Here is a 20,302-nt window from a genome sequence, read left to right on the forward strand (position 1 = left end):
CGCTGACCTGGGTGTTCGTCGTTGCGGTGAGTGGAACCTGCGCACTAAACCGTGGCCCTAAGGTGGTCGGGTGGCCCACATCCGCACCGTGAAGACCGCCTCCGGAGCACGTGCGGTGCAGATCGTCCACTCCTCCCGCAAGGGCTCCCGGGATATCGAGCACATCGGCTCGGCCCACGACGACGTCGAACTCGAACTGCTCAAGACCGCAGCCCGGCAACGGCTCGCCGCCGGACAGGGCGAACTCGACCTCGGCCTGAACGCCCCACCCGAGGCGGGCGGCCCGTTACCGATCACCGCCTCCCGCATGGGGCACCTGCACGACGCCCTGAGCACCGCCTACGACACCCTCGGCTTCGATCACGCAAGCGGCGGTGACGAGGTCTTCCGGCACCTGGTACTGGCCCGGATCATCGAGCCGACCAGCAAGCTCGATTCGCTGCGCGTGCTGGCCGAGGCCGGCATCACCCCGGTGTCCTACCGCACCCTCACGCGCCGCCTGCCGCTCTACTGCGTCCAGGACTTCAGGGAGCGCCTGGCCGCCGCCTGCGCCCGGCAGGCGGGTCTGGGACCTGCGACGCTGGTGCTCTACGACGTGACCACCCTGTACTTCGAGACCGACGCCGGCGACGGTTTCCGCGAGCCTGGGTTCTCCAAGGAGCGCCGTCTGGAGCCGCAGATCACGGTCGGCCTGCTCACGGACGCGTCCGGGTTCCCGCTGATGGTCAGCGCGTTCGAGGGCAATACGGCCGAGACCACCACGATGCTGCCGACGCTGACGGCGTTCCTGGCCGTCCACGGCCTGCGCGATGTCGTCATCGTCGCCGACGCCGGGATGATCTCGGATGCGAACATGCGCGCCATCGAGGCCGAAGGGCTGTCGTTCATCTTGGGGATGAAGGTCCCCGAGGTCCCCTACGTCGTGGCGCAGTGGCACAGGGACCATCCCGGCCAGGCCATACCGGACGGGCACGTCTTCACCCAGCCGTGGCCGGCGGCCGCCTCGGACAGGCGAAAAGACCAGGTCCGCTACTACCAGTACCGGCATGACCGGGCCCGCAGGACACTGCGGGGCATCGACGAGCAGGTCCGCAAAGCCGAGCAGGCCGTGGCGGGCAAGACCGCGGTGAAACGGAACAGGTTCGTGAAGCTGACCGATGCGGCCAAGTCCGTCAACCGCGAGCTCGAGGCGAAGGCCCGGGCGCTGGCAGGGATCAAGGGCTACGTCACGAACGTCCCCGGTCCCACGCCCGAGTTCGTCATCGGGTCCTACCATCGGCTCTTCGAGATCGAAAAGAGCTTCCGCATGGCCAAGTCCGACCTGGCCGCGCGCCCGATCTATCACCGCACCCGAGACAGCATCGCGGCGCATCTGACCATCGTGTTCGCGGCCCTTGCGGTCTCCCGGTGGATCGAGGAGGCCACTGGCTGGTCGATCCGGAAGTTCGTCAAGACCGTCCGCCGCTACCGGACCATCGAGATCCAGGCCGGTGATCACATCATCACGGCCGCCGACCCGCTACCGGCCGACGTCCGGCAGACCCTCGAAACGATCAAGACCCGAGCCGCTGCGCACTAAATTGACCTAACTCGGGTCCTGAGCGCAGTGAGGTCATCTGCCGGCGGTGCCTGAAGCTCACCCGGCGCGAGGGTGCCGTCGACCGGCTGCGGTTGTTCGACGACCCCGACCCCGAGCCGGAGCCCGAACCGGAACCGGAGCCGCTTCCCGCCTGGTGGCCGATCCGGCGGGCGGCGCGGGTGCACGGAGAGGGCCCGGGCCCGGCGGCCCGGCGCTACCGTCTCCAGCGTGGCGATCCCTGAGATGATTCCCATCAGATACGTCCCCGGCCGACACACCGGCATGATCGGCCGTTGGAACGACGGGCAGTTCCTCGGCTCCGTCGCCGCCGCCTTCCCGCAGCGCCACGCCCTCACCGGCGACCGGTCCTGCGACGCGCACTGGTACACCGTCCTGCACACCTTCGACGACGCGGGCCATCACATCGGCTCCCGCATCCGGCGCACCGGCGGCGATGACGACCGGCGGACCGCCACCGGCTTCGGCCGAGACCGGCTGGCGCGATGGCTCGGCGCCCTGCCCGGTCTCCGTTTCGGGGACATCGCCATCCGCCCCTTCTACATCGAGTTCGATGACGTGCTGTTCGGCCTGATCTGCGAATTCGAAGGCGACGAACACGCCGAGCTCTATCCGGACCTGCTCGGCTTCTACGAACCGTGGGACGGCTCGTACGAGACCTGAGGAACCACGGGCTCCGCCCTGGGTTCGGACGGCGTCGGGAGCTTCGGCCGGCGGGTGCGCGTCCTGCCGGGAGGGGCCCGGCCGTCATGGAGCGGCGGGGGAGGGTTCCTCACCGGTGACCGGCCTGTCTGCGGGACGGGTCCGCAGCTTGCGGAGGAGGCGACGGCCGGTCGGCGAAGGGCGCGCCGCCAGTGCCCACGGCGGGTCATTGCAGGCTCAGCAGGGGCGGCGAACCGGGGCAGGCGGGGCAGGTGAAGACGTGCAGCCGGCCGTAGCGTCCCACCTGGACGCCGGTGGGCTCGCCCGGGCCCGCTTCGGTGCCGACGGGCGCGCCGTCGGCGCCGGCCTGCCGCCGGTGTTCCACGGGCCGCCAGCGAAGGGCGTCGGACGCCTTCCACTCGGTCGAGGCGATGGTCAGCAGCAGATCGCAGTCGCACCGGCAGGACGGGCAGCGCATCGCCATCGGTCCGGTCAGCGGCCAGCAGGCCCAGCCGCCGACCTTCCACCCCGGTGCGACCGACAGATGCTCGGTGTAGGTGATCTCGGCCAGGTGCTCGGCGAGCGGGTGACCGTCGACGGTGCCCTCGTCGTCGAACAAGCGCACGCGCTCGGCCAGTTCGGGCGGGAGCTGCTCGTACCAGGGGTACTCGACGACGCGCTCCGGATGCAGGACGCAAGGACGGGGCAGGTAGCGCTCGTCGGCGGTGTGCGGCAGGGGCGGGGCGGTCAGGACCGGGCCGACATCGGCGGCGCGGCGCCGGCGCAGGTGCACGACGGGCCCGGTGAAGGCGCCCAGGTCGTGGTCGGCGGGGCACCACAGCACCTGCAGCAGGTCGGCCTCCGCGGGGCGGGGCAGGCCGGGGACGTGCGCGGCGTACAGCTGGGCCAGCCCCACCAGCGCGTTGGGCTCGGTCGCCGGCCGGACGCGGGGGCCGGCGGTCCGCACGCCGTCGCCGTCGCCGTCTCGGCCGACGCCGGCCAGATCGGAGGCGGACGGTCCTCGCGGCCCGTGGTGGTCGGCGGTGCAGGTGGGCCAGGGCTCGCCTGCGGGCCACAGCAGTGGCCCGCCGATGTGGCTGTCGGTCGGGCCGGGACGCCCCGGGCGCGGGTGCAGCCGGACGGCGGCGCGGGCGTGGCGTTCGATCCCGGGAAACAGCACCCGCACCCGCAGAGGGGCGGGTGGAGTGGTCATGGCGGCGGGCGAGCACTCAGCCGGCATCGCGGTTCCGGCCCCGGAACACGTCCCGGCGAGGCAGGCGACGGGTCCGGCCGGTCATCGGAAGACGACGGCGTGACCGGAGGAGACGCTGGCCGAGCACGCCTGGTACAGCCGGTGCCAGGTGAAGATCTCCGGCTCGAACGGGTCGTCGGGCGGGGTGGCGGCCAGGCGCGCCTGCTCCCGCTCCGGCACGGCTCCGGCGCCGTCCACGTCGATGCCGAGCGCCGGGGCGATGAAGGCCAGCTCGGCCTGCAACCGCAGACTGGAGCCGACGATCCCTCCTCCCGCGACGCCCGCCTGCTCGGGCAGGAACAGCGGATCGGCGAAGTCGACCGGCACGTAGTAACCCTCGCTGTCGGCATAGCACAGCAGGTGCGAGGAGAACAGCGTGGTCTCGTCCTGGACCCGTCCCATGACGGGCATGATAGGGATGAACCACGACAGTCTCTGAACGGCCGGCCCGCCCGGCGTCGGTCTTCTCCCCGCGCCGCGCCGTCCCGCAGCGGTCAAGGGGTGACGGCCCTGTCGGCTCTCAGCGGGGGGACGCGGTGGCGGGTGGCCGTGATGATCAGTTCGCGGAGCGCCGGCCGGGTCAGGTCGGCGGCGTGGTGCAGTCTGACGTGACGGAACAGTTTGCAGTCGTCCTTGGGCGGGGTGAACAGCCTCGCCGGGTCGGGCAGTTCGGCGCCGTAGTTGAAGCCGAGGTTGACGTGCCGGGCGTACAGGTCGAGATAGGAGAAGTGCTCGGAGCGTTTGCGCGGTCCGGTGCCGAAGCCGGCGGTTCCCTGGCGGTCCCAGACCACCTCCACCACGCCGGGCAGCACGTCGTGGACCAGCTCGCGGGCGGCGCGGGCCAGCTGCTGCACGTGCGGGTCGAAGCGGGAGACGAGCCGGTCGAAGTCAGGGTTGGCGGGAGCGGTCATCGCGGGTCCTTTCCCCGGCGCGGAGCCTTCGGCGGTGCAGGTCCTCGCGGATGCGGAGGGCACGTGGGAGGAGGGGGCTGCGGGAGTGCGGACGTGGCGGGTCAGGTGCCGACGGCGGCGAAGGTGTTGCCGTCGGGATCGGCGAAGACGAGCTGCACGCCCCAGGGCATGCGCTGCGGACCGGAGACGATCGGCACTCCGTGCCTTCGGAGGTGATCAGCGGTGGACCCGGCGTCGGTGAGGGCGAAGACGATGCCGGTGAAGACACCGACCTTCTCCGGTGCCCAGGATTCGAAACCCGGTCCGGTGAGCACCAGCGCGCTCTGCCCGCCGGCGGGCGCCACCTCGACCCAGCGCATCGGTCCCATTGCGCTGTCGGTACGCGTGGCGAAGCCGAGCACGCCGACGAAGAAGTCCAGTGAGGCGGTCACGTCGGCGACGTACACCGGAACGCTGGTGATCGCACCGATCATCGGTCCCCTCCCGCGCGTTGACTATTAATTCGATAGTGCACGCTACGCTGTCGATATGGCAAGAACGTACGGCCACTACTGCGGTCTGTCGTACGCGCTGGACCTCGTCGCCGAGCGGTGGGCGCCGCTGGTGCTGCGCGAGCTGCTGTTCGGCCCGGCGCGCTACACCGACCTGCGGGCCGCACTTCCGGGCATCGGCCCCAACGTGCTGGCGGCCCGCCTCAGGGAACTGGAGCGCGCCGGGGTGATCGCCCGCAGGGTGCTCCCGCCTCCGGCCGCCTCGGCGGTCTACGAACTGACCGGCTCGGGGCGGGCCCTGCAGCCGGTGCTGCTGCACCTGACCGCCTGGGGCGTGCACCGCATGCGCCCCAGCCCTGAGGTGTCGGTCTTCCGGGCGCGCTGGGCGGCCCTGGCCCTGTGGGCGGTCACGGCCGAGGCCGTTGCGGGCCCGGACGCCGACGGCGACCTCTACCAGGTCCAGGTGGAGGGCGAGACCTTCCACCTGGCCGTCGCCGCCGGACACGTCCACGGGGCGGCAGGGCCGGCCCCGCGCCCGGCCGTCCTGTGCGTGCGCACCGACGCGATGACCGCCTACGAACTGGCCACCGGAGGCCTGAGCCCGACCGGGGCCCTCGGCCGGGGCCTGCTGCACCTCGACGGTCCCGCGGCGGCCGCGGACCGCTGGAGCGCCCTGTGCCCCGGACGGTGACCGCCGCCCGAACACGACGGCGCCGCCCCGGCCGGGACCGCGCGCCGGGCGCCGGCGGTGTCGCGAGCCCGCGGGAGCGCCAGATCGTGAAATCGTCGGGGCTCCCGGTTAGGTTGGCCGCTTCGAGGAGGTAGGACGTGAGGAGGTGGGACGCCGATGACTCCGGACGAGCGTTTCGACGCCGTGGTCGGCGAGCTGCTCGACATCGGGGGAGTGACCCCGCCGGGAGCGGGGCGCGGTTTCGGCTCGGCCGCCCTGCGGGTCGACGGCAAGATCTTCGCCATGCTGGCCGGCGGACGCCTGGTGGTCAAGCTCCCGCGGCGGCGGGTCGATGAGCTGGTCGACGCCGGCTGCGGTGTGCGCTTCGACGGGGGCAAGGGCAGGCCGATGAAGGAGTGGCTCAGTCTGGATCCGGACGACGAGTCGTCCTGGCCGGTCCTGGCCCGGGAGGCGCTGGCCTTCGTCGGCGCCCGGTGACCGCGGATGACGGTGTTCGCCTGTGCCTCCTGCGGGCAGGTGCTCAGCGGCGACCTGCGCCGACTGGCCGGGACGCCGGCGCACGCGGGGCCGGACCGCTCCACGGTGCCGCCCGGCTGCTACGCGATCGACCCGGAGCCGTTCGGCGCGCCGTTCGCGACCCGCGCCTTCCCCGAGGAGCGCCCGGCCCGCAGGCGGGCCGGTGCCGCGCCGCGGCAGGCGCCGGTCTCGGCAGGGAAGCGGGGAACCGTCGTGGTCCATCCGCATGACGCGCCGTCGCTGCGGGCGCATCCCGACGCGGCGCGCAGCAGCGGATGCTGCGGGCCGTGCGGCTCCTTCGGACCCAACATGACCTGCGGATGCGGGGTCGCCCTCGCCACCCTGGTCGCCGACTGCCATGGTCCTTACGAGCTGCGGTTGGACCCGGTACGGGTGTACGCGTTCGACGCGGTCACCGGCCGTCCCGAGACGCTGGCCTGACCCGGCCTTCCCGTGCGCGGTACGGCGGGACCGCCTCGCGCTGCGGACCGTCCGGCGGAGGCGCCTTACGGAACGTGTTCACGCCGTGAGCGGCTGGCATCGTACGGATGTGTACGTGTATCCACCGAATGCCGCTGAATTCCCCCGCTCGGCGCCCGTACCATTCGATTGTGTTGATCGCCTTCTGTGTCCTGGCCTACGTTCTGGCATGGGTGTTCTGGATTCCGGCGGCGCTGCTGTTCGAGGCGGACGCGGGGCGCATCCCCGCCGGGCTCGTGACGCTGCAGACTCTCGGCGCGGCGGCCCCGACGGTGGCGGCGCTCCTCGTGCTGCGTGTGCGCGGCCGGACGGACCTGATCCGGGCGATCGCACGCCGGTACCGGATCTGGCGGCTGCCGGTGCGCTGGTACCTGGCCGCCGCCCTGTTGATGCCCGCGCTGACGTCGGTGGCGCTGGCCGTCCGGGCGGTGGCCGATCCGACGTTGACCGTCCCCGCCGACTCCCCGCTGGGCACCATGCTCGCCGGCGGAGGGCCGGTCGTCGTCGTGCTCACCGCCCCCCTGCAGTTGGCGGGGCTGCTGTTCTCCAGTCCGCTGCTGGAGGAGTTCGGCTGGCGCGGTTACGCGCTGCCGGCCCTGCAGCAGCGGATGGCCGCCCTGCCGGCCGCGGTCCTGCTCGGCTTGCTGTGGGGGCTGTGGCATCTGCCGCTGACCGTCGCCTACGGTGAGGATCTGCCGCCCTACCTGGTCGCCATCACGGCGCACTCGGTGCTGGCGGCGTGGCTGCTCAACTCGACCCGGGGCAGCATGGTGATCACGCTGCTGTTCCATGCGTCCCTGGCGTACTCGCTGACCTCGATGTCGGTCGGCGGCGGCGACTGGCTGGAGGCGGGGCTGGCCTGGACCGTCGCGCTGGCGGTCGTCGCCGGGTCCGGCTGGCGGGAACTGTCTTTGCGGCCCCGCACGACCCTGCTTCCTGACCCTGCTTCCTGACCCCGCTCCGGCCCACCCCGCTCGGTGCAGGCGGGGCGGGTGCAGCAGGAGGGCGCGGACCGTACACCCGGCGGGCGGAGCAGGCCCGTGAGCGGACGGCGGCAGGAGAATCAGTGCCCGGCCGGTTCGTCGAGCCCGGCCCGACCGGCCGCCACGAGGACGTCGCGCCAGTCATCGATGGCAAGCATCGCCACCTCGCGCAGCAGGCGCAGGTCTCCGGTGGACAGCTCGACGATCGCACACAGCACACGCGCGTACAGTCGCCCGTGCTCCGCCCCGTCATCGAGGCGCAGGTCGTGGGCGGAGGGGAGCGCAGCGAGCACCTCCGGGGTGCGCGCCGCGCCGAAGCGCACGGCGACAGCACTCATAACGGTGTCGGGAACCTGCACACGATGAGCATATGCCTCCGGTCGGAAACGGTCCCGCACCCTCTCTGTCAGACTGCGGTGAGACAACGAGGCGTCGTTTCACTTCGTCGACGGGTGAGCGGCTCCGGCGGCCGGGTGAAGGCGTCCCGGCCGCGGTGGGCGGCCAGGACGCGCCGGGGCCGGCTGTTCAGGCGGCGAGGGCGGCGTGCATCTCCCACACCAGGATCTCGGCCGGTTCGGCGGCGGTGACCTTCTGGCCGCCGGTGGCGGTCAGGCGCACCGCGTCGCCGGTGTCCAGCGCGCCGGCGCCTTCCAGCGCGACGGACCCGCGCGGCACGAACAGGTGCAGGAACGGCGCCTCGGGCAGCTGCACGCTCTGGCCGGCCTGCAGGCGGGCGGCGTACAGCGCGGCGTAGCGGTTTTTGATCCGGATGGCCGCGGCGCCGTCGTGCTCGGCCATGCCGGAGGCGACCGGCACCAGGCCGCCGCCGAGCAGTTCGGCGTCGATCTCCAGCTGCTCGTAGCCGGGGGCGATGCCGGCCTCGTCGGGCACCACCCACATCTGCACGAAGTGGACCGGCTCGTCGTGGACGCCGCCGGCCAGGCGCCAGGAGTCGTTCTTCTCCGAGTGCAGGATGCCGGTGCCGGCGCTCATCCGCTGGGCCAGGCCCGGGTAGATGACGCCGTTGTGGCCCTCGGAGTCCTGGTGGACCAGGGAGCCCTGCAGCACCCAGGTGACGATCTCCATGTCGCGGTGCGGATGGGTGTCGAAGCCGGTGCCGGCGCGCACGACGTCGTCGTTGTTGACCAGCAGCAGGCCGTGGTGGGTGTTGGCCTCATCGTGGTGGCGGCCGAAGGAGAAGGAGTGCTTGGAGTCCAGCCAGCCGGTGGCGGTGGTGAAGCGCTCGGCCGCGCGGTGGACGTCGATGCGGGGCGCGAGGGACAGGGGGCTCATGCCGGGTTCCTTCCGGGAGGGTGGTGAAGGTCGGGTCGCCGGTGCCGGGGACGGTGCCGGTGCGGATCAGGTGTTCTTGATCGTCGCTGAGCCCTCGAAGCCGAGCCGGGTGTTGCCGAACGGGTCGGCGGAGGAGCCCTCGAAGGCGAAGGGGATGGTGATCGAGTCGGTGACGCCCTTGATGGTCAGGTCGAGGCCGGTGGCGGTGGTGGTGGTCATGGGAGCCCTCCGAGAAGAAGATGATGTGTCATGCACTGGGTCCAACTTATATGACGCGTCATTCATTCCGCAAATTCAATGACGCATCATGCATGTCGGGTACGGTGGACCCATGGACACCCCTCTCTGGCTCGACGACGACCAGCAGCGCGCCTGGCGGGCCTACCTGCGCATGCAGGCGCGGCTGGGCGCCGAGCTGAACCGGCGGCTGCAGGCGGCCTCCGGCCTGTCCCTGGCCGACTACGAGGTGCTGGTCCACCTCACCGACGTCCCCGACGGGCGGCTGCGCCCGTACGAACTGCAGCGCGCGATGGAGTGGGAGCAGAGCCGCCTGTCGCACCACCTGAGCAGGATGCAGCGCCGCGGCCTGGTCGGGCGCCGGGAGTGCGCCGACGACGGCCGCGGAGCCTTCGTCGTGCTCACCGAGGCCGGCCGCCAGGCGATCACCGCCGCCGCCCCCGGCCACGTTCGGGCCGTCCGGGACCTCTTCTTCGACGCCCTCGGCCCCGACCGGGTCGACGTCCTGCAGCAGCTGTCCACCCGGGTCCTGGCCCGGCTCGACACCGCGGGCGGGTAGGACTCGCGACCCGCGCGGCGCTCCACCAGGTCTTCACGAAGAGGGGCCCGCGACGGCCGAGGCTGAGCCTGCCGGAGAGAACCGGTCGGCGATGTTCGGCGCTGCGGCGCGTTTTGACCGGTCTGCGACCGGCTACACCCTAACGACGGCCGGAAGGCGGGCACCGCGTCGGCCGTCATTGAGCCACCCCGCGGACCGCTCCCTCCGGCGCCCGGCCGGGAGGCGGGCCGAAGGGTCGCCGAACCGCGAAGGAGGCCGTGCCCGTGGAGGCCGATGAGCTGGAGATTCGACCGGGATCGGAGGCCGACCGCGAGTGGATCTCCCGGCTCCGCCACGAGGTGTACGCCCGTGAACTCGGCCAGCATCCCGCCAACGACGCCGGGCGGCTGAGCGACGGGCTCGACGCGGACAACGTCTACCTCGTGGGGGCCCGCGGGGGACGGCCCGCCGGGTTCATCAGCGTGACACCGCCGTGGGCGGGACGCTACGCGATCGACAAGTACCTCCGCCGCACCGAGCACCCCGTCCTGAGCGAGGAGGGCCTGTTCGAGATCCGCATCCTGACCGTGGACCCGGACCGGCGGGGCGGGATGACCGGCAGGATCCTGATGTACGCGGCGCTGCGCTGGGTGGCGGCGCACGGCGGCCGCACCGTCGTGGCGCTGGGCCGCAGCGAGCTCCTGCCGATGTACCTGGCGCTGGGACTGACGTCCACCGGCGTCCCGGTGCGCTCGGGGGCGGTCGGCTTCGAGCTGCTCACCGGTGAGGTCGCCGCCCTCGTCGATCGGACGCTGCGCACGTACGGCCCGGTGCTGCGCGAGATGGAGCCGAGGCTGCGCTGGCGCCTGGAGGTGCCCTTCCTGCCCGGGACGGACGGCTGCGAGCACGGCGGCGCCTCGATCGGGGCGCTGGGCCGCCGCCTCGACACCCTGGAGGCGCACGGCGACGTCGTGCCCGCCGACGTGCTCGACGCCTGGTTCCCGCCCGCGCCCGGTGTCACCGCGGCTCTGGCCGCCCACCGGGACTGGATCGCGCGCACCTCCCCGCCCGCACAGGCCGAGGGGCTCGTCGAGGAGATCGCCGCCCGCCGCGGCCTGCCCGCCGAGGCCGTCGCCGTCGGGGCCGGTTCGTCCGATCTGATCTTCCGCGCGTTCCGCGGCCGGCTGGACGCCTCCTCCCGGGTGCTGCTGGTCGACCCCTCCTACGGCGAGTACGCCCACGTCGCCGAGCGGGTGATCGGCTGCCGCGCCGACCGGTTCGCACTCCGGCGCGAGGACGGCTGGCGGATCGACCCGGACCGCCTCGGCGACGCCCTGCGCGCACGCTACGACCTCGTGGTCGTCGTCAATCCCAACAACCCCACCGGCGTGCATCTGGACGCGCGCGACCTGCGCGAGGTGATGGCGGCGGCGCCCGGCGGGACCCGGTTCTGGATCGACGAGGCCTACGTCGGCTACGCCGGGCCGGGGCAGTCGCTGGAGCCGTACGCCGCGACCGCGGGCAACGCCGTGGTGTGCACCTCGCTGTCCAAGATGTACGCGCTGTCGGGCCTGCGGGCGGCCTATCTCACCGGGCCCCCGCAGGACGTGGCGGAACTGCGCCGCTGGAGCCCGCCCTGGACGGTGAGCCTGCCCGCGCAGATCGCCGCGGTCCGCGCCCTGCGCGATCCCGCCTACTACGCCGCCCGCTGGGCGCAGACCGCGGCGCTCCGCGGCGAGCTGGCCGCCGCGCTCGCCGCGACCGACGGGGACGTGCACGTCCGGGAGTCGGTGGCCAACTTCGTCCTGCTCACCCTGCCCCGCGGCGGTCCCGGCGCCGCCGGGCTGGTCCGCCGCTGCCGCGGCCGGGGCGTGTTCCTGCGCGACCTGTCGTCGATGTCACCGGCGTTCGAGGGCCGGACGGTGCGGATCGCGGTGCGCGACGCCGCGGCCAACGACCGGATCGCCGCGGCCGTCGCCGCGGCGCTGCGCGACCCGGGGCGCGACCCGGGGAACGGCGACCCGGGAAACCGCGACCCGCGGAACCGTGACGCGCGGAACGCGGTGTGACCGGCGTCGCGGACCTGATCCCCTTCCTCGCCGCCGCGCTCGCCCTCGGCGGCGTCGCCGTCGCGCTGTCCCGGCGGCGGGAGTACGTGCTGCGGTGGTGCGCCTGGGCCGTGGCCGTGCCGGTGGTGGTCGCCGCCCTGTCCGCGGGGGCCGTCGGGGCCGCGGTCCTGGCCGCGGCGGTGGGCGCGGTGTGCGCGGCCGAGTACGGCCGGCTGACCCGGCTGCCCCGGCCGGACCGCGTGGTGCTCGCCGGGGCGGTGGCCGCGCTGCCGGTGGCCGCCTGGCAGGCGCCCGCGCACCTGCCCCGGGTGTTCGCCGCCGCCGTCCTGGCCGTCGCCCTGGTCCCGCTGCTCGCCGGGGACGAGTCCGGCGGGCTGGACCGGTCGTGCCGGGGGGTGTTCGGCGTCGTCTGGTTCACGCCGCTGATCGGGGTGGTGCTGCTCGGCCCGGCCGCCCTGGCGGTGTTCGCCGCGGTGTCGGTCGCCGACATCGCCGCCTCGTTCGGCGGCAGGCTGCTGGGCGGCCCGGCGCTCTCCCCGCTGTCACCGGCCAAGCGCTGGAGCGGGGTCCTGACCGGGACCGTCGCGGGGCTGGGCACGCTGGCCCTGCTGGGCGGGTTCACCCCGGCCCTGGTGATCGCCGTGGCGTTCGGCGCCCCCGTGGGGGACCTGCTGGAGTCGATGGTCAAACGGGGCGCCGAGGTCAAGGACTCGGCGTCGTGGCTGGCGGGCGCCGGCGGGCTGCTGGACCGCCTCGACTCCCTCCTGCTGGCCCTCGCCCTGGCCCTGGTGCTCGGCTGACAGTGAGGGCCCGCTCCTCAGCCCCAGCGGTCGCCCCACCCCCACAGGTCCGGCACGCCCGCCGGCTCCGCGGCCGGCCCCGGCGCCTGGCGCGCGTCGACGCCGAACCGTCCCCGGAAGAAGATCAGCGGACGCCGTCCCGCGCCCGCCTCCACCTCCAGGACCCGGCCGATCACCACGTCGTGGTCGCCGGCGGCGTGCACGTCGGACACCTCGGCGTGCACCCGCAGCAGCACGCCGCGCAGGGCCGGGGTGCCCCACCGGGACAGGTCCCAGTCGAGCCCGTCGTACTTGCGGCCCGTGCCGGAGCCGAACCGGCCGCACAGGTCGACCTGGTCCTCTCCCAGCACGTTCACGCAGAACCGCCCGGAGGCGCGGATCCTGGGCCAGGTGCGGCCGCCGTGGTCGGCGCAGAACAGCACCAGCGGCGGTTCGAGCGAGACCGAGGCGAACGCCTGGCAGGCGAAGCCCACCGCCTCGCCGCCGTCCACCCCGGTGACCACGGTGACACCGGTGGCGAACGCGCCCATCGCGCGCCGCATCTCCAGCGGGGTGGGCGGGGCGGCGGGGACGGGGGCCGGGCCGGCCGGGCCGCCGGCCTCCGCCGTGAGCGCCGCGGGCTCGGCTGTCATGGCTCACCTCACGTCGTCCGGTACGGCGGGCGGCCGTACCGGACGACCGTAGGCCGCGCGGCGCCGTACCCGCGCGGGGCGGTCCCGTTGAGCGGAAGTCCGTCGGGTCCCGGCCGGTGCGGTGCCGGACCTCCGGGGCCGGCGGCGGTCCCGCTGGCCGGGACCGCCGCCGCGACCGGGCGGCGGCCCCGGTTACGTTCCTGCGATGAGCACGGAGCCAAGCCACGAGCCGGGTCACGCGTCGACGTCGCGCGAGCTCGCGACCGACGAGGGTGTGCTGCGCTACCACGAGGCCGGTGACGGCCCGCCCCTGCTGCTGCTGCACGGGTCCGGCCCCGGCGTCACCGGCTGGCGGAACTACCGCGGCAACCTGGCCGCCCTCGCCGAGCGCTTCCGCTGCCTGGTGCTGGAGTTCCCCGGCTTCGGCGTCAGCGAGCCCACCGGAGCCCACCCCATGGCCGCCGCGCCCGGCGCGGTGCTCCGCCTCCTGGACGGGCTCGGGATCGAGCGGGCCGACGTGATCGGCAACTCCATGGGCGGGATCGTGGGCGCCCAGGTGGCGGTCTCCGACCCCGCCCGGGTGCGCCGCCTGGTCACCATCGGCGGGCTGGGCGTGAACCTGTTCAGCCCCGGTCCCGGCGAGGGCATCCGGCTGCTCACGGAGTTCGCCGAGCACCCCACCCGCGAGGCGCTCGTGCGCTGGCTGCACTCCATGGTCTACGACCCGGCCCTGGTCACCGAGGAGATGATCGAGGAGCGCTGGGCGCAGGCCACCGACCCGGACACGCTCGCCGCCTCCCGCCGGATGTACGGCCGCGCCGCGCTCGCCGCCCGCGCCGCCGCCTCCGCGCGATCGAGCGCCCCGCCGTACTGGGCGACGCTGCACCGGATCACGGCCCCGACGCTGATCACCTGGGGCCGCGACGACCGGGTCAGCCCCCTCGACATGGCGCTCGTGCCGATGCGGACCATCCCGGGCGCCGAGCTGCACGTCTTCCCGGACTGCGGGCACTGGGTGATGATCGAGCAGCGGGCGGCCTGGGAGAGCGCCGTGCTGGCCTTCCTGACCCGAAAGGAGGAGACGTGAGCGAGCGGAGCGAGCGGACCGACGGGCACGGCGGCGCCGCCCCCCCGGCCGACGGGCGTGCGGACCGGCAGGAGTGGGACGCCGAGTTCGACCTCGTCGTCGTCGGCAGCGGGGGCGGCGGCATGACGGCCGCGCTCACCGCCGCCGCCGAGGGGCTGGAGCCCCTGGTCGTCGAGAAGGGCTCGCGGTACGGCGGCAGCACCGCCATCTCCGGCGGCGGCATCTGGATCCCCGGCAACCACGTGCTGCGGGCCCGGGGGCAGCACGACAGTCGCGAGGCCGTCCGCCGCTACCTCGACCGGCTCACCGCGGGGCGGGTGCCCGCCGCGCGGCTCGACGCCTACGTCGACCACGGCCCGGCCGCGATGGAACTGCTCGGCCGGAGCAGGTGGATGCGCTTCTCCTGGACCAAGGGGTACGCCGACTACCACCCCGAACTGGAGGGCGGCCGCGCGCTGGGCCGGTCCGTCGAGGCGCTGCCGTTCGACACCCGCAGGCTGGGGCCCGACGAGAGGCACCAGCGTCCCAACAGCCTGAAGGGTCCGCTGGGCCTGTGGATCACCGCGAAGGACTACCACGACCTGGCGATGGCCAAGCGCACCTGGCGCGGGCGCCGCGCCACGCTCGTGGCCGCCTGGCGGGTCGCCTCCAACCTGGTGCGCCGCCGCCACATGGCGACCGGCGGGCGCGCGCTCGTCGCGCGGCTGCGCATGGCGCTCAAGGACGCGGGGGTCCCGCTCTGGCTGAAGACGCCCATGACCGACCTCGTCGTCGACGAGCGGGGCGCCGTCACCGGCGTCGTCGTCGAGCGCGACGGCCGCACCCTGCGGCTGCGCGGCCGGTACGGCGTGCTGCTGGCCACCGGCGGCTTCGACCACAACCCCGAGCTGCGCGCGAGGTTCCTGCCGGAGGACGGCCGGGCCGACTTCAGCATGGGAGCCCGGGAGAACACCGGCGACGGCATCCTGGCGGGGGAGCGGGCCGGCGCCGCACTCGACCTGATGGACGACGCCTGGTGGATGCCCGCGGTCCGGCACCCCGCGGGCGCGGCCATCCCGCTGGTCTCCGAGCGCTGCATCCCCCGCTCGATCATCGTCTCGGGGGACGGGCGGAGGTTCGCCAACGAGTCGGCGCCGTACGTGAACTTCGTCCACGACCAGCTGGCGGGCGGCCACGTCCCGGCGTGGTTCGTGATGGACGCCCGCGCCCGCGCCCGCTACCCGTTCGCGCAGATCCTGCCCGGCGCGCCGATCCCGCAGGCGTTCTACGACGCGGGGGTGGTGCACCGGGCCGACACGATCGCCGAGCTGGCCAAGCGGATCGGCGTGCCCCCGGACGCCCTGGCCGAGACCGTCGAGCGCTTCAACGGCTTCGCCCGCGCCGGCCGGGACGCCGACTTCGGGCGGGGGGAGAGCGCCCACGACCGCTACTACGGCGACCCCACGCTGAAGAACCCGAACCTCGACGTGATCGACCGCCCGCCGTACTACGCGGTCCGCATCGAGGCCGGCGACCTCGGCACCAAGGGCGGCCTGGTCTGCGACGAGCACAGCCGGGTGCTGCGCGCGGACGGGTCGGCGATCGACGGCCTGTACGCCACCGGCAACGTCTCGGCCTCGGTGATGGGCAACGAGTACGCCGGCCCCGGCGCCACGATCGGCCCCTCGATCGTCTTCGGGTACATCGCGGCCCGGCACGCCGCGGAACGGTCCCGCTCCGGCGGGGACCCCGTCCGGTCCGGGTCCGCCTGACGGTTCGGGAGCGCCCGGACCGGACGGAGAACGGACCGGCGGTCCCGCGGCGGTGAACCCGGGCCGGTGAACCCCGCCCCCTGAGACCCCGAGGAGAGACGAGCATGGCGCAGCCCGGACCGCTCAGGGTGCGCGTCGTGGAGGTCGTCCGGGAGACGGCGGACGCGCACTCGCTGGTGCTCGAACCCGCCGACGGCGACCGCGGCCGGTTCGCCTACCGGCCCGGTCAGTTCCTCACGATCCGGATCCCCGCCGGCCCCGGGGGCGGCGCCGGTCCTGCGGCCGCTTCTGCGGCCGGCGCCGCGGAAGGCCCCGAGGGCGGTTCCGAGGGCGGCGTCGCGCGCTGCTACTCGCTGTGCAGCTCCCCGGACTGCGACGAGAAGCTCAAGGTGACCGTCAAGCGCGTCCCCGGAGGGTACGGGTCGAACTGGATCTGCGACCACGTCACCGAGGGCGACGTCCTGGAGGTGCTGCGGCCCGCCGGCGCCTTCACCCCCCGCACGCTCGACGGCGACCTCCTGCTGCTGGCGGCCGGGAGCGGCATCACGCCGGTCATGTCAATCCTCAAGTCCTGCCTGCACGCCGGGACGGGATCGGCCGTCCTCGTCTACGCCAACCGGGACGAGAACTCGGTGATCTTCCGGGACGAGCTGGCCGCGCTGGCCCGGGAGCACGCCGGCCGGCTGGCCGTGCTGCACTGGCTGGAGTCGGTGCAGGGACTGCCCACCGCGGCGGGGCTGGCGGCGGTGACCGGGCCGTACGCCGGGCGGGAGGCGTTCGTCTGCGGCCCGGGGCCGTTCATGGACCTCGCGGTCGCGGCCCTCGCCGGTCTCGGCGTGCCGCCCGAGCGGGTGCGCACCGAGCGCTTCACCTCGCTCGCCGCCGACCCGTTCGCCGCCCGCCCCGCTCCCGCCGTGCCCGCGTCCGGTCCCACCGCCCGCCCCGACCCGGCGCCCGTCACCGGTTCCGCGCCCGTCACCGGTTCCGCGCCCGTCACCGGTTTCATCCCCGCGCCCGGGGCCGGCGCCGGTCCCTCCGGCCGGGCCGGTGCCGTGGAGGCCGAGGCCGCAGTCGGGGTCGGGGTCGGGGTCGAGGTCGAGGTCGAGCTGGACGGCGAGACGCGGACCGTGGCCTGGCCCCGCGGCGAGCGCCTGCTCGACGTGCTCCTCGACGCCGGGCTGGATGCGCCGTACTCCTGCCGCGAGGGGTCCTGCAGCGCGTGCGCCTGCGTGCTCGTCGAGGGCGAGGTCGCGATGGAGCACAACCAGGTCCTCGACGAGCGCGACCTGGCCGACGGCATCATCCTCGCCTGCCAGGCGCTCCCGGTCAGCGAGCGGCTCAGGATCACCTACGACGCCTGACCGGCCGGGGCGCCCGGGTGCCTCCCACTGAGCGGGAGGGGACGGGCGCGGGCGGCGCGGCGGCTGAGACCGTTGGCTCCGGACGGGAGGGACCGGGACGGGAGCGCCCCGGCGGGACCGGGACCGCCGGTCCGGACGCGGTGCGGACCCCGACACCAGGAGGCTGCGATGCTGGATCCGGCGGAACGCGCGGCCGCGGCAGCCCTGCTGCGGGCGGCGGAGCGCGACCGGGCGCCGATCGAGCCGCTGACGGCCGCCTTCCCCGGCGTCGACGTCGTCGACGCCTACGAGATCCAGCTGCTCAACGTCCGCCGCAGGCTCGCCGCCGGGGCCCGGGTGCGCGGGCACAAGGTGGGGCTCTCCTCCGAGGTCATGCAGCGGATGATGGGCGTCGGCGAACCCGACTACGGCCATCTGCTCGACGACATGGTGCTCGCCGAGGACGTCCCGATCCCGGCCGGGGCGTACTGCCACCCGCGCGTGGAGGTCGAGATCGGCTACGTGCTCGGCGCGGGCCTGCCCGGCGAGGGCTGCACCGAGGCCGACGTGCTCGCCGCCACCGAGTACATCGTGCCGAGCATCGAGCTGATCGACAGCCGCATCAGGGACTGGCGGATCGGCCTGGCCGACACGGTCGCCGACAACGCCTCCTCGGCGGGCGTCGTCCTGGGCGCCGCCCGCGTGCCCCCCGGCGAGCTGGACCCGGCCGGGATCGCGGCCGTGCTGTACCGCGGGAACGCCGAGGTGGCGCGCGGCGACACCTCGGCGGTGCTGGGGAACCCCACCACCGCCGTGGCCTGGCTGGCCGGGAAGGTCGCCTCCTTCGGGGTGAAGCTCGAAGCCGGGCACCTGATCCTGCCCGGCTCCTGCACCCGGGCCGTGGACGTGCGGCCCGGCGACGTCTTCCGCGCCGAGTTCGCCGGCCTCGGCTCCGTGACCGCTCGATTCGCATGAGGGTGAGTGAGGGTGAGGGTGAGACCGTGAGCAAGGCGACCGCCGCGATCGTCGGATCGGGGAACATCGGGACCGACCTGATGTACAAGCTGCTCCGCTCCGCATCGATCGAGCCCCGCTGGATGGTCGGGATCGACCCCGCCAGCCCCGGCCTGAAGCGGGCCGCCGCCGAAGGGCTGGACGCCTCCGCCGAGGGCGTCGAGCGGCTGCTGGCCCGGCGGGAGCGGCCCGACCTCGTCTTCGAGGCCACCTCCGCCCGGGTGCACCGGGAGAACGCCCCCCGCTACGAGGCGCTCGGCATCAGGGCCGTGGACCTGACCCCCGCCGCGCTCGGGCCCGCGGTCGTGCCCGCGGTCAACCTCGGCGCCCACCTGGACGCGCCCAACGTCAGCCTGATCACCTGCGGTGGGCAGGCCACCATCCCGATCGTGCACGCCGTCTCCCGGGTCGCCGAGGTGGCCTACGCCGAGATCGTCGCCAGCGTCGCCTCTCCGTCGGCCGGGCCGGGGACGCGGGCGAACATCGACGAGTTCACGATCGCCACCCGCCGCGGCATCGAGCGGATCGGCGGCGCCGTCCGCGGCAAGGCGATCATCATCCTCAACCCCGCCGAGCCGCCGATGATCATGCGGGACACGGTGTTCTGCGCGATCCCGGCCGGCGCGGACCGCGAGGCGATCACCGCCTCGATCAAGGAGGTCGCCGCCGAGGTGGCCTCCTACGTGCCCGGCTACCGGCTGCGCGCCGCGCCCCAGTTCGACGATCCCGCGCCGGGGAGCGACGGGCCCGCCCGCGTCGCGGTCTTCCTGGAGGTCGAGGGCGCGGGCGACTACCTGCCGCCCTACTCCGGCAACCTCGACATCATGACCGCCGCCGCCACCCGCGTCGGCGAGGGCTTCGCGCGGCGCGTCCTCGCCCGGCGGGCCACCGCCTGAACCCCGAGGAGACCGCCTGAACCCCGAGGAGACCGTCCGAACCCCGAGGAGATTCCAGCCATGCCCTACAGCGCCGACCTCGACGTCCGGGTCACCGACTCGTCGCTGCGCGACGGCTCGCACGCCAAGCAGCACCGGTTCACCGTCGCGGACGTCCGCTCGGTCGTCGGCGCCCTCGACGCCGCCGGGGTGCCGGTCATCGAGGTCTCTCACGGCGACGGCCTCGGCGGCTCGTCGTTCAACTACGGCTTCAGCCGCACCCCCGAGCAGGAGCTGATCAGAGCCGCCGTCGAGACCGCGCGGCGGGCGAGGATCGCCTTCCTGATGCTGCCCGGCCTCGGCGTCCTGGACGACATCCGCGAGGCCGCCGGCAACGGCGCCGCGATCTGCCGGATCGCCACGCACTGCACCGAGGCCGACATCGCGGTGCAGCACTTCGGCCTGGCCCGGGACCTGGGCCTGGAGACCGTCGGCTTCCTGATGATGGCGCACAGCCGGCCGCCGGAGGTCCTCGCCGCGCAGGCGCGGATCATGGCCGACGCCGGCTGCCAGTGCGTCTACGTCGTCGACTCCGCCGGCGCGCTGATCCTGGAGCAGACCGGCGACCGGGTCGCCGCCCTGGTGGCCGAGCTCGGCTCCGACGCCCAGGTCGGCTTCCACGGCCACGAGAACCTCGGGCTCGGCGTCGCCAACTCCGTCGTCGCGGTGCGCGCCGGAGCCCTGCAGATCGACGGCTCGACGCGCCGCTTCGGCGCCGGAGCGGGCAACACCCCCGTCGAGGCGTTCGCCGCGGTCGCCGAGAAGCTGGGCATCCGGACCGGCATCGACGTCCCGAAGATCATCGACGCCGCGGAGGACGTCGTGCGCCCGGTCATGGACGGCGAGTGCCTGCTCGACCGGCTCTCGCTGACCATGGGCTATGCCGGGGTCTACTCCAGCTTCCTCAAGCACGCTGACCGGCAGGCCGCCCGGTACGGGGTCTCCGGTACGGAGATCCTCCTGGAGGCGGGGCGCCGCAACCTCGTCGGCGGACAGGAGGACCAGCTCATCGAGATCGCCGTCGCCCTCGCGGAGAAGTGAGG

Annotated in this window: 23 protein-coding genes; 15 read left to right on the forward strand and 8 right to left on the reverse strand. The window is 74.0% G+C overall.

Translation table 11 applies throughout. From position 1 onward, the window contains the following. Positions 1-115 precede the first annotated feature (115 nt). Both HS045_RS27380 and HS045_RS27385 read left to right on the forward strand, forming a co-directional pair. On the forward strand, positions 116-1,579 hold the full coding sequence (locus HS045_RS27380) for an IS1634 family transposase (protein ID WP_196454504.1): 1,464 nt from the start codon (positions 116-118) through the stop codon (positions 1,577-1,579). A 228-nt stretch (positions 1,580-1,807) separates the two neighbouring features. Then, the gene (locus HS045_RS27385) at positions 1,808-2,260 is read left to right on the forward strand and encodes a hypothetical protein (RefSeq protein ID WP_196454345.1); all 453 of its coding nucleotides are present in this window, start codon (positions 1,808-1,810) and stop codon (positions 2,258-2,260) included. Positions 2,261-2,465: 205 nt separating this feature from the next. On the opposite strand, the gene HS045_RS27390 is transcribed toward HS045_RS27385, so the two are convergent. The 4 genes from HS045_RS27390 to HS045_RS27405 form a co-directional block, all read right to left on the reverse strand. After that, a complete protein-coding gene (locus tag HS045_RS27390; RefSeq protein ID WP_196454346.1) occupies positions 2,466-3,452 on the reverse strand; it encodes a hypothetical protein in 987 nt (328 codons plus the stop codon). Between the two features lie 81 nt (positions 3,453-3,533). After that, on the reverse strand, positions 3,534-3,893 hold the full coding sequence (locus tag HS045_RS27395) for a hypothetical protein (protein WP_196454347.1): 360 nt from the start codon (positions 3,891-3,893) through the stop codon (positions 3,534-3,536). Positions 3,894-3,985: 92 nt separating this feature from the next. Next, positions 3,986-4,402 (reverse strand): DUF1801 domain-containing protein, encoded by a 417-nt coding sequence (locus tag HS045_RS27400; protein WP_196454348.1) that lies wholly within the window; start codon positions 4,400-4,402, stop codon positions 3,986-3,988. A gap of 101 nt (positions 4,403-4,503) precedes the next feature. Then, positions 4,504-4,875, reverse strand: coding sequence for a VOC family protein (locus HS045_RS27405; RefSeq protein WP_196454349.1), 372 nt, complete (start codon positions 4,873-4,875; stop codon positions 4,504-4,506). Between the two features lie 55 nt (positions 4,876-4,930). Here HS045_RS27405 and HS045_RS27410 point away from each other — a divergent pair, with 55 nt between their 5' ends. The 4 genes from HS045_RS27410 (at position 4,931) to HS045_RS27425 (ending at position 7,533) form a co-directional block, all read left to right on the forward strand. Beyond that, positions 4,931-5,584, forward strand: a complete 654-nt coding sequence (locus HS045_RS27410; protein ID WP_196454350.1) for a helix-turn-helix domain-containing protein — start codon at positions 4,931-4,933, stop codon at positions 5,582-5,584. Positions 5,585-5,740: 156 nt separating this feature from the next. Beyond that, positions 5,741-6,061, forward strand: a complete 321-nt coding sequence (locus HS045_RS27415; RefSeq protein ID WP_196454351.1) for a TfoX/Sxy family protein — start codon at positions 5,741-5,743, stop codon at positions 6,059-6,061. 6 nt (positions 6,062-6,067) lie between these two features. Beyond that, complete coding sequence (locus tag HS045_RS27420) at positions 6,068-6,541, forward strand: hypothetical protein (protein ID WP_196454352.1); 474 nt, start codon at positions 6,068-6,070, stop codon at positions 6,539-6,541. A gap of 170 nt (positions 6,542-6,711) precedes the next feature. Continuing rightward, positions 6,712-7,533, forward strand: coding sequence for a type II CAAX prenyl endopeptidase Rce1 family protein (locus tag HS045_RS27425; RefSeq protein WP_196454353.1), 822 nt, complete (start codon positions 6,712-6,714; stop codon positions 7,531-7,533). 110 nt (positions 7,534-7,643) lie between these two features. On the opposite strand, the gene HS045_RS27430 is transcribed toward HS045_RS27425, so the two are convergent. The 3 genes from HS045_RS27430 to HS045_RS27440 all read right to left on the reverse strand — a co-directional run bounded on the left by HS045_RS27430 (position 7,644) and on the right by HS045_RS27440 (position 9,075). Continuing rightward, positions 7,644-7,901 carry a hypothetical protein gene (locus HS045_RS27430; protein WP_196454354.1) on the reverse strand — a complete coding sequence of 86 codons (258 nt, stop codon included), beginning with the start codon at positions 7,899-7,901 and terminating at the stop codon, positions 7,644-7,646. Positions 7,902-8,088: 187 nt separating this feature from the next. Further along, positions 8,089-8,856 (reverse strand): pirin-like bicupin family protein, encoded by a 768-nt coding sequence (locus HS045_RS27435; RefSeq protein ID WP_196454355.1) that lies wholly within the window; start codon positions 8,854-8,856, stop codon positions 8,089-8,091. Between the two features lie 66 nt (positions 8,857-8,922). Further along, positions 8,923-9,075 carry a hypothetical protein gene (locus HS045_RS27440; protein WP_196454356.1) on the reverse strand — a complete coding sequence of 51 codons (153 nt, stop codon included), beginning with the start codon at positions 9,073-9,075 and terminating at the stop codon, positions 8,923-8,925. A 112-nt stretch (positions 9,076-9,187) separates the two neighbouring features. Between HS045_RS27440 and HS045_RS27445 the strand changes: the two genes are divergently transcribed. The 3 genes from HS045_RS27445 (at position 9,188) to HS045_RS27455 (ending at position 12,500) form a co-directional block, all read left to right on the forward strand. Further along, complete coding sequence (locus HS045_RS27445) at positions 9,188-9,652, forward strand: MarR family winged helix-turn-helix transcriptional regulator (protein ID WP_196454357.1); 465 nt, start codon at positions 9,188-9,190, stop codon at positions 9,650-9,652. A 263-nt stretch (positions 9,653-9,915) separates the two neighbouring features. Next, positions 9,916-11,700, forward strand: a complete 1,785-nt coding sequence (locus tag HS045_RS27450) for a histidinol-phosphate transaminase (protein WP_196454358.1) — start codon at positions 9,916-9,918, stop codon at positions 11,698-11,700. Then, positions 11,697-12,500 (forward strand): phosphatidate cytidylyltransferase, encoded by an 804-nt coding sequence (locus tag HS045_RS27455; protein ID WP_196454359.1) that lies wholly within the window; start codon positions 11,697-11,699, stop codon positions 12,498-12,500. Before HS045_RS27450 ends, HS045_RS27455 begins: the two co-directional genes overlap by 4 nt. A gap of 17 nt (positions 12,501-12,517) precedes the next feature. On the opposite strand, the gene HS045_RS27460 is transcribed toward HS045_RS27455, so the two are convergent. After that, positions 12,518-13,132, reverse strand: coding sequence for a flavin reductase family protein (locus HS045_RS27460; protein WP_196454360.1), 615 nt, complete (start codon positions 13,130-13,132; stop codon positions 12,518-12,520). A gap of 205 nt (positions 13,133-13,337) precedes the next feature. Here HS045_RS27460 and HS045_RS27465 point away from each other — a divergent pair, with 205 nt between their 5' ends. From HS045_RS27465 to dmpG, 6 genes are all read left to right on the forward strand, one after another. Further along, a complete protein-coding gene (locus tag HS045_RS27465) occupies positions 13,338-14,219 on the forward strand; it encodes an alpha/beta fold hydrolase (protein ID WP_196454361.1) in 882 nt (293 codons plus the stop codon). Further along, positions 14,216-15,970: an FAD-binding protein gene (locus HS045_RS27470; protein ID WP_196454362.1), complete on the forward strand. Its 1,755-nt coding sequence runs from the start codon at positions 14,216-14,218 to the stop codon at positions 15,968-15,970. Before HS045_RS27465 ends, HS045_RS27470 begins: the two co-directional genes overlap by 4 nt. A gap of 104 nt (positions 15,971-16,074) precedes the next feature. Next, entirely contained in the window at positions 16,075-17,331 is a 1,257-nt protein-coding gene (locus HS045_RS35945; protein ID WP_304609632.1) for a ferredoxin--NADP reductase, read from the forward strand. Positions 17,332-17,499: 168 nt separating this feature from the next. Beyond that, positions 17,500-18,285 carry a 2-keto-4-pentenoate hydratase gene (locus tag HS045_RS27480; protein WP_196454363.1) on the forward strand — a complete coding sequence of 262 codons (786 nt, stop codon included), beginning with the start codon at positions 17,500-17,502 and terminating at the stop codon, positions 18,283-18,285. After that, positions 18,282-19,220, forward strand: coding sequence for an acetaldehyde dehydrogenase (acetylating) (locus tag HS045_RS27485; protein WP_374191418.1), 939 nt, complete (start codon positions 18,282-18,284; stop codon positions 19,218-19,220). The genes HS045_RS27480 and HS045_RS27485 overlap by 4 nt, the downstream gene beginning before the upstream one ends. Before the next feature lie 60 nt (positions 19,221-19,280). Next, complete coding sequence (gene dmpG, locus HS045_RS27490; RefSeq protein ID WP_196454365.1) at positions 19,281-20,300, forward strand: 4-hydroxy-2-oxovalerate aldolase; 1,020 nt, start codon at positions 19,281-19,283, stop codon at positions 20,298-20,300. Positions 20,301-20,302 lie beyond the last annotated feature (2 nt).

This window comes from Planomonospora sp. ID82291, assembly GCF_015711645.1.
GTDB lineage: Bacteria > Actinomycetota > Actinomycetes > Streptosporangiales > Streptosporangiaceae > Planomonospora.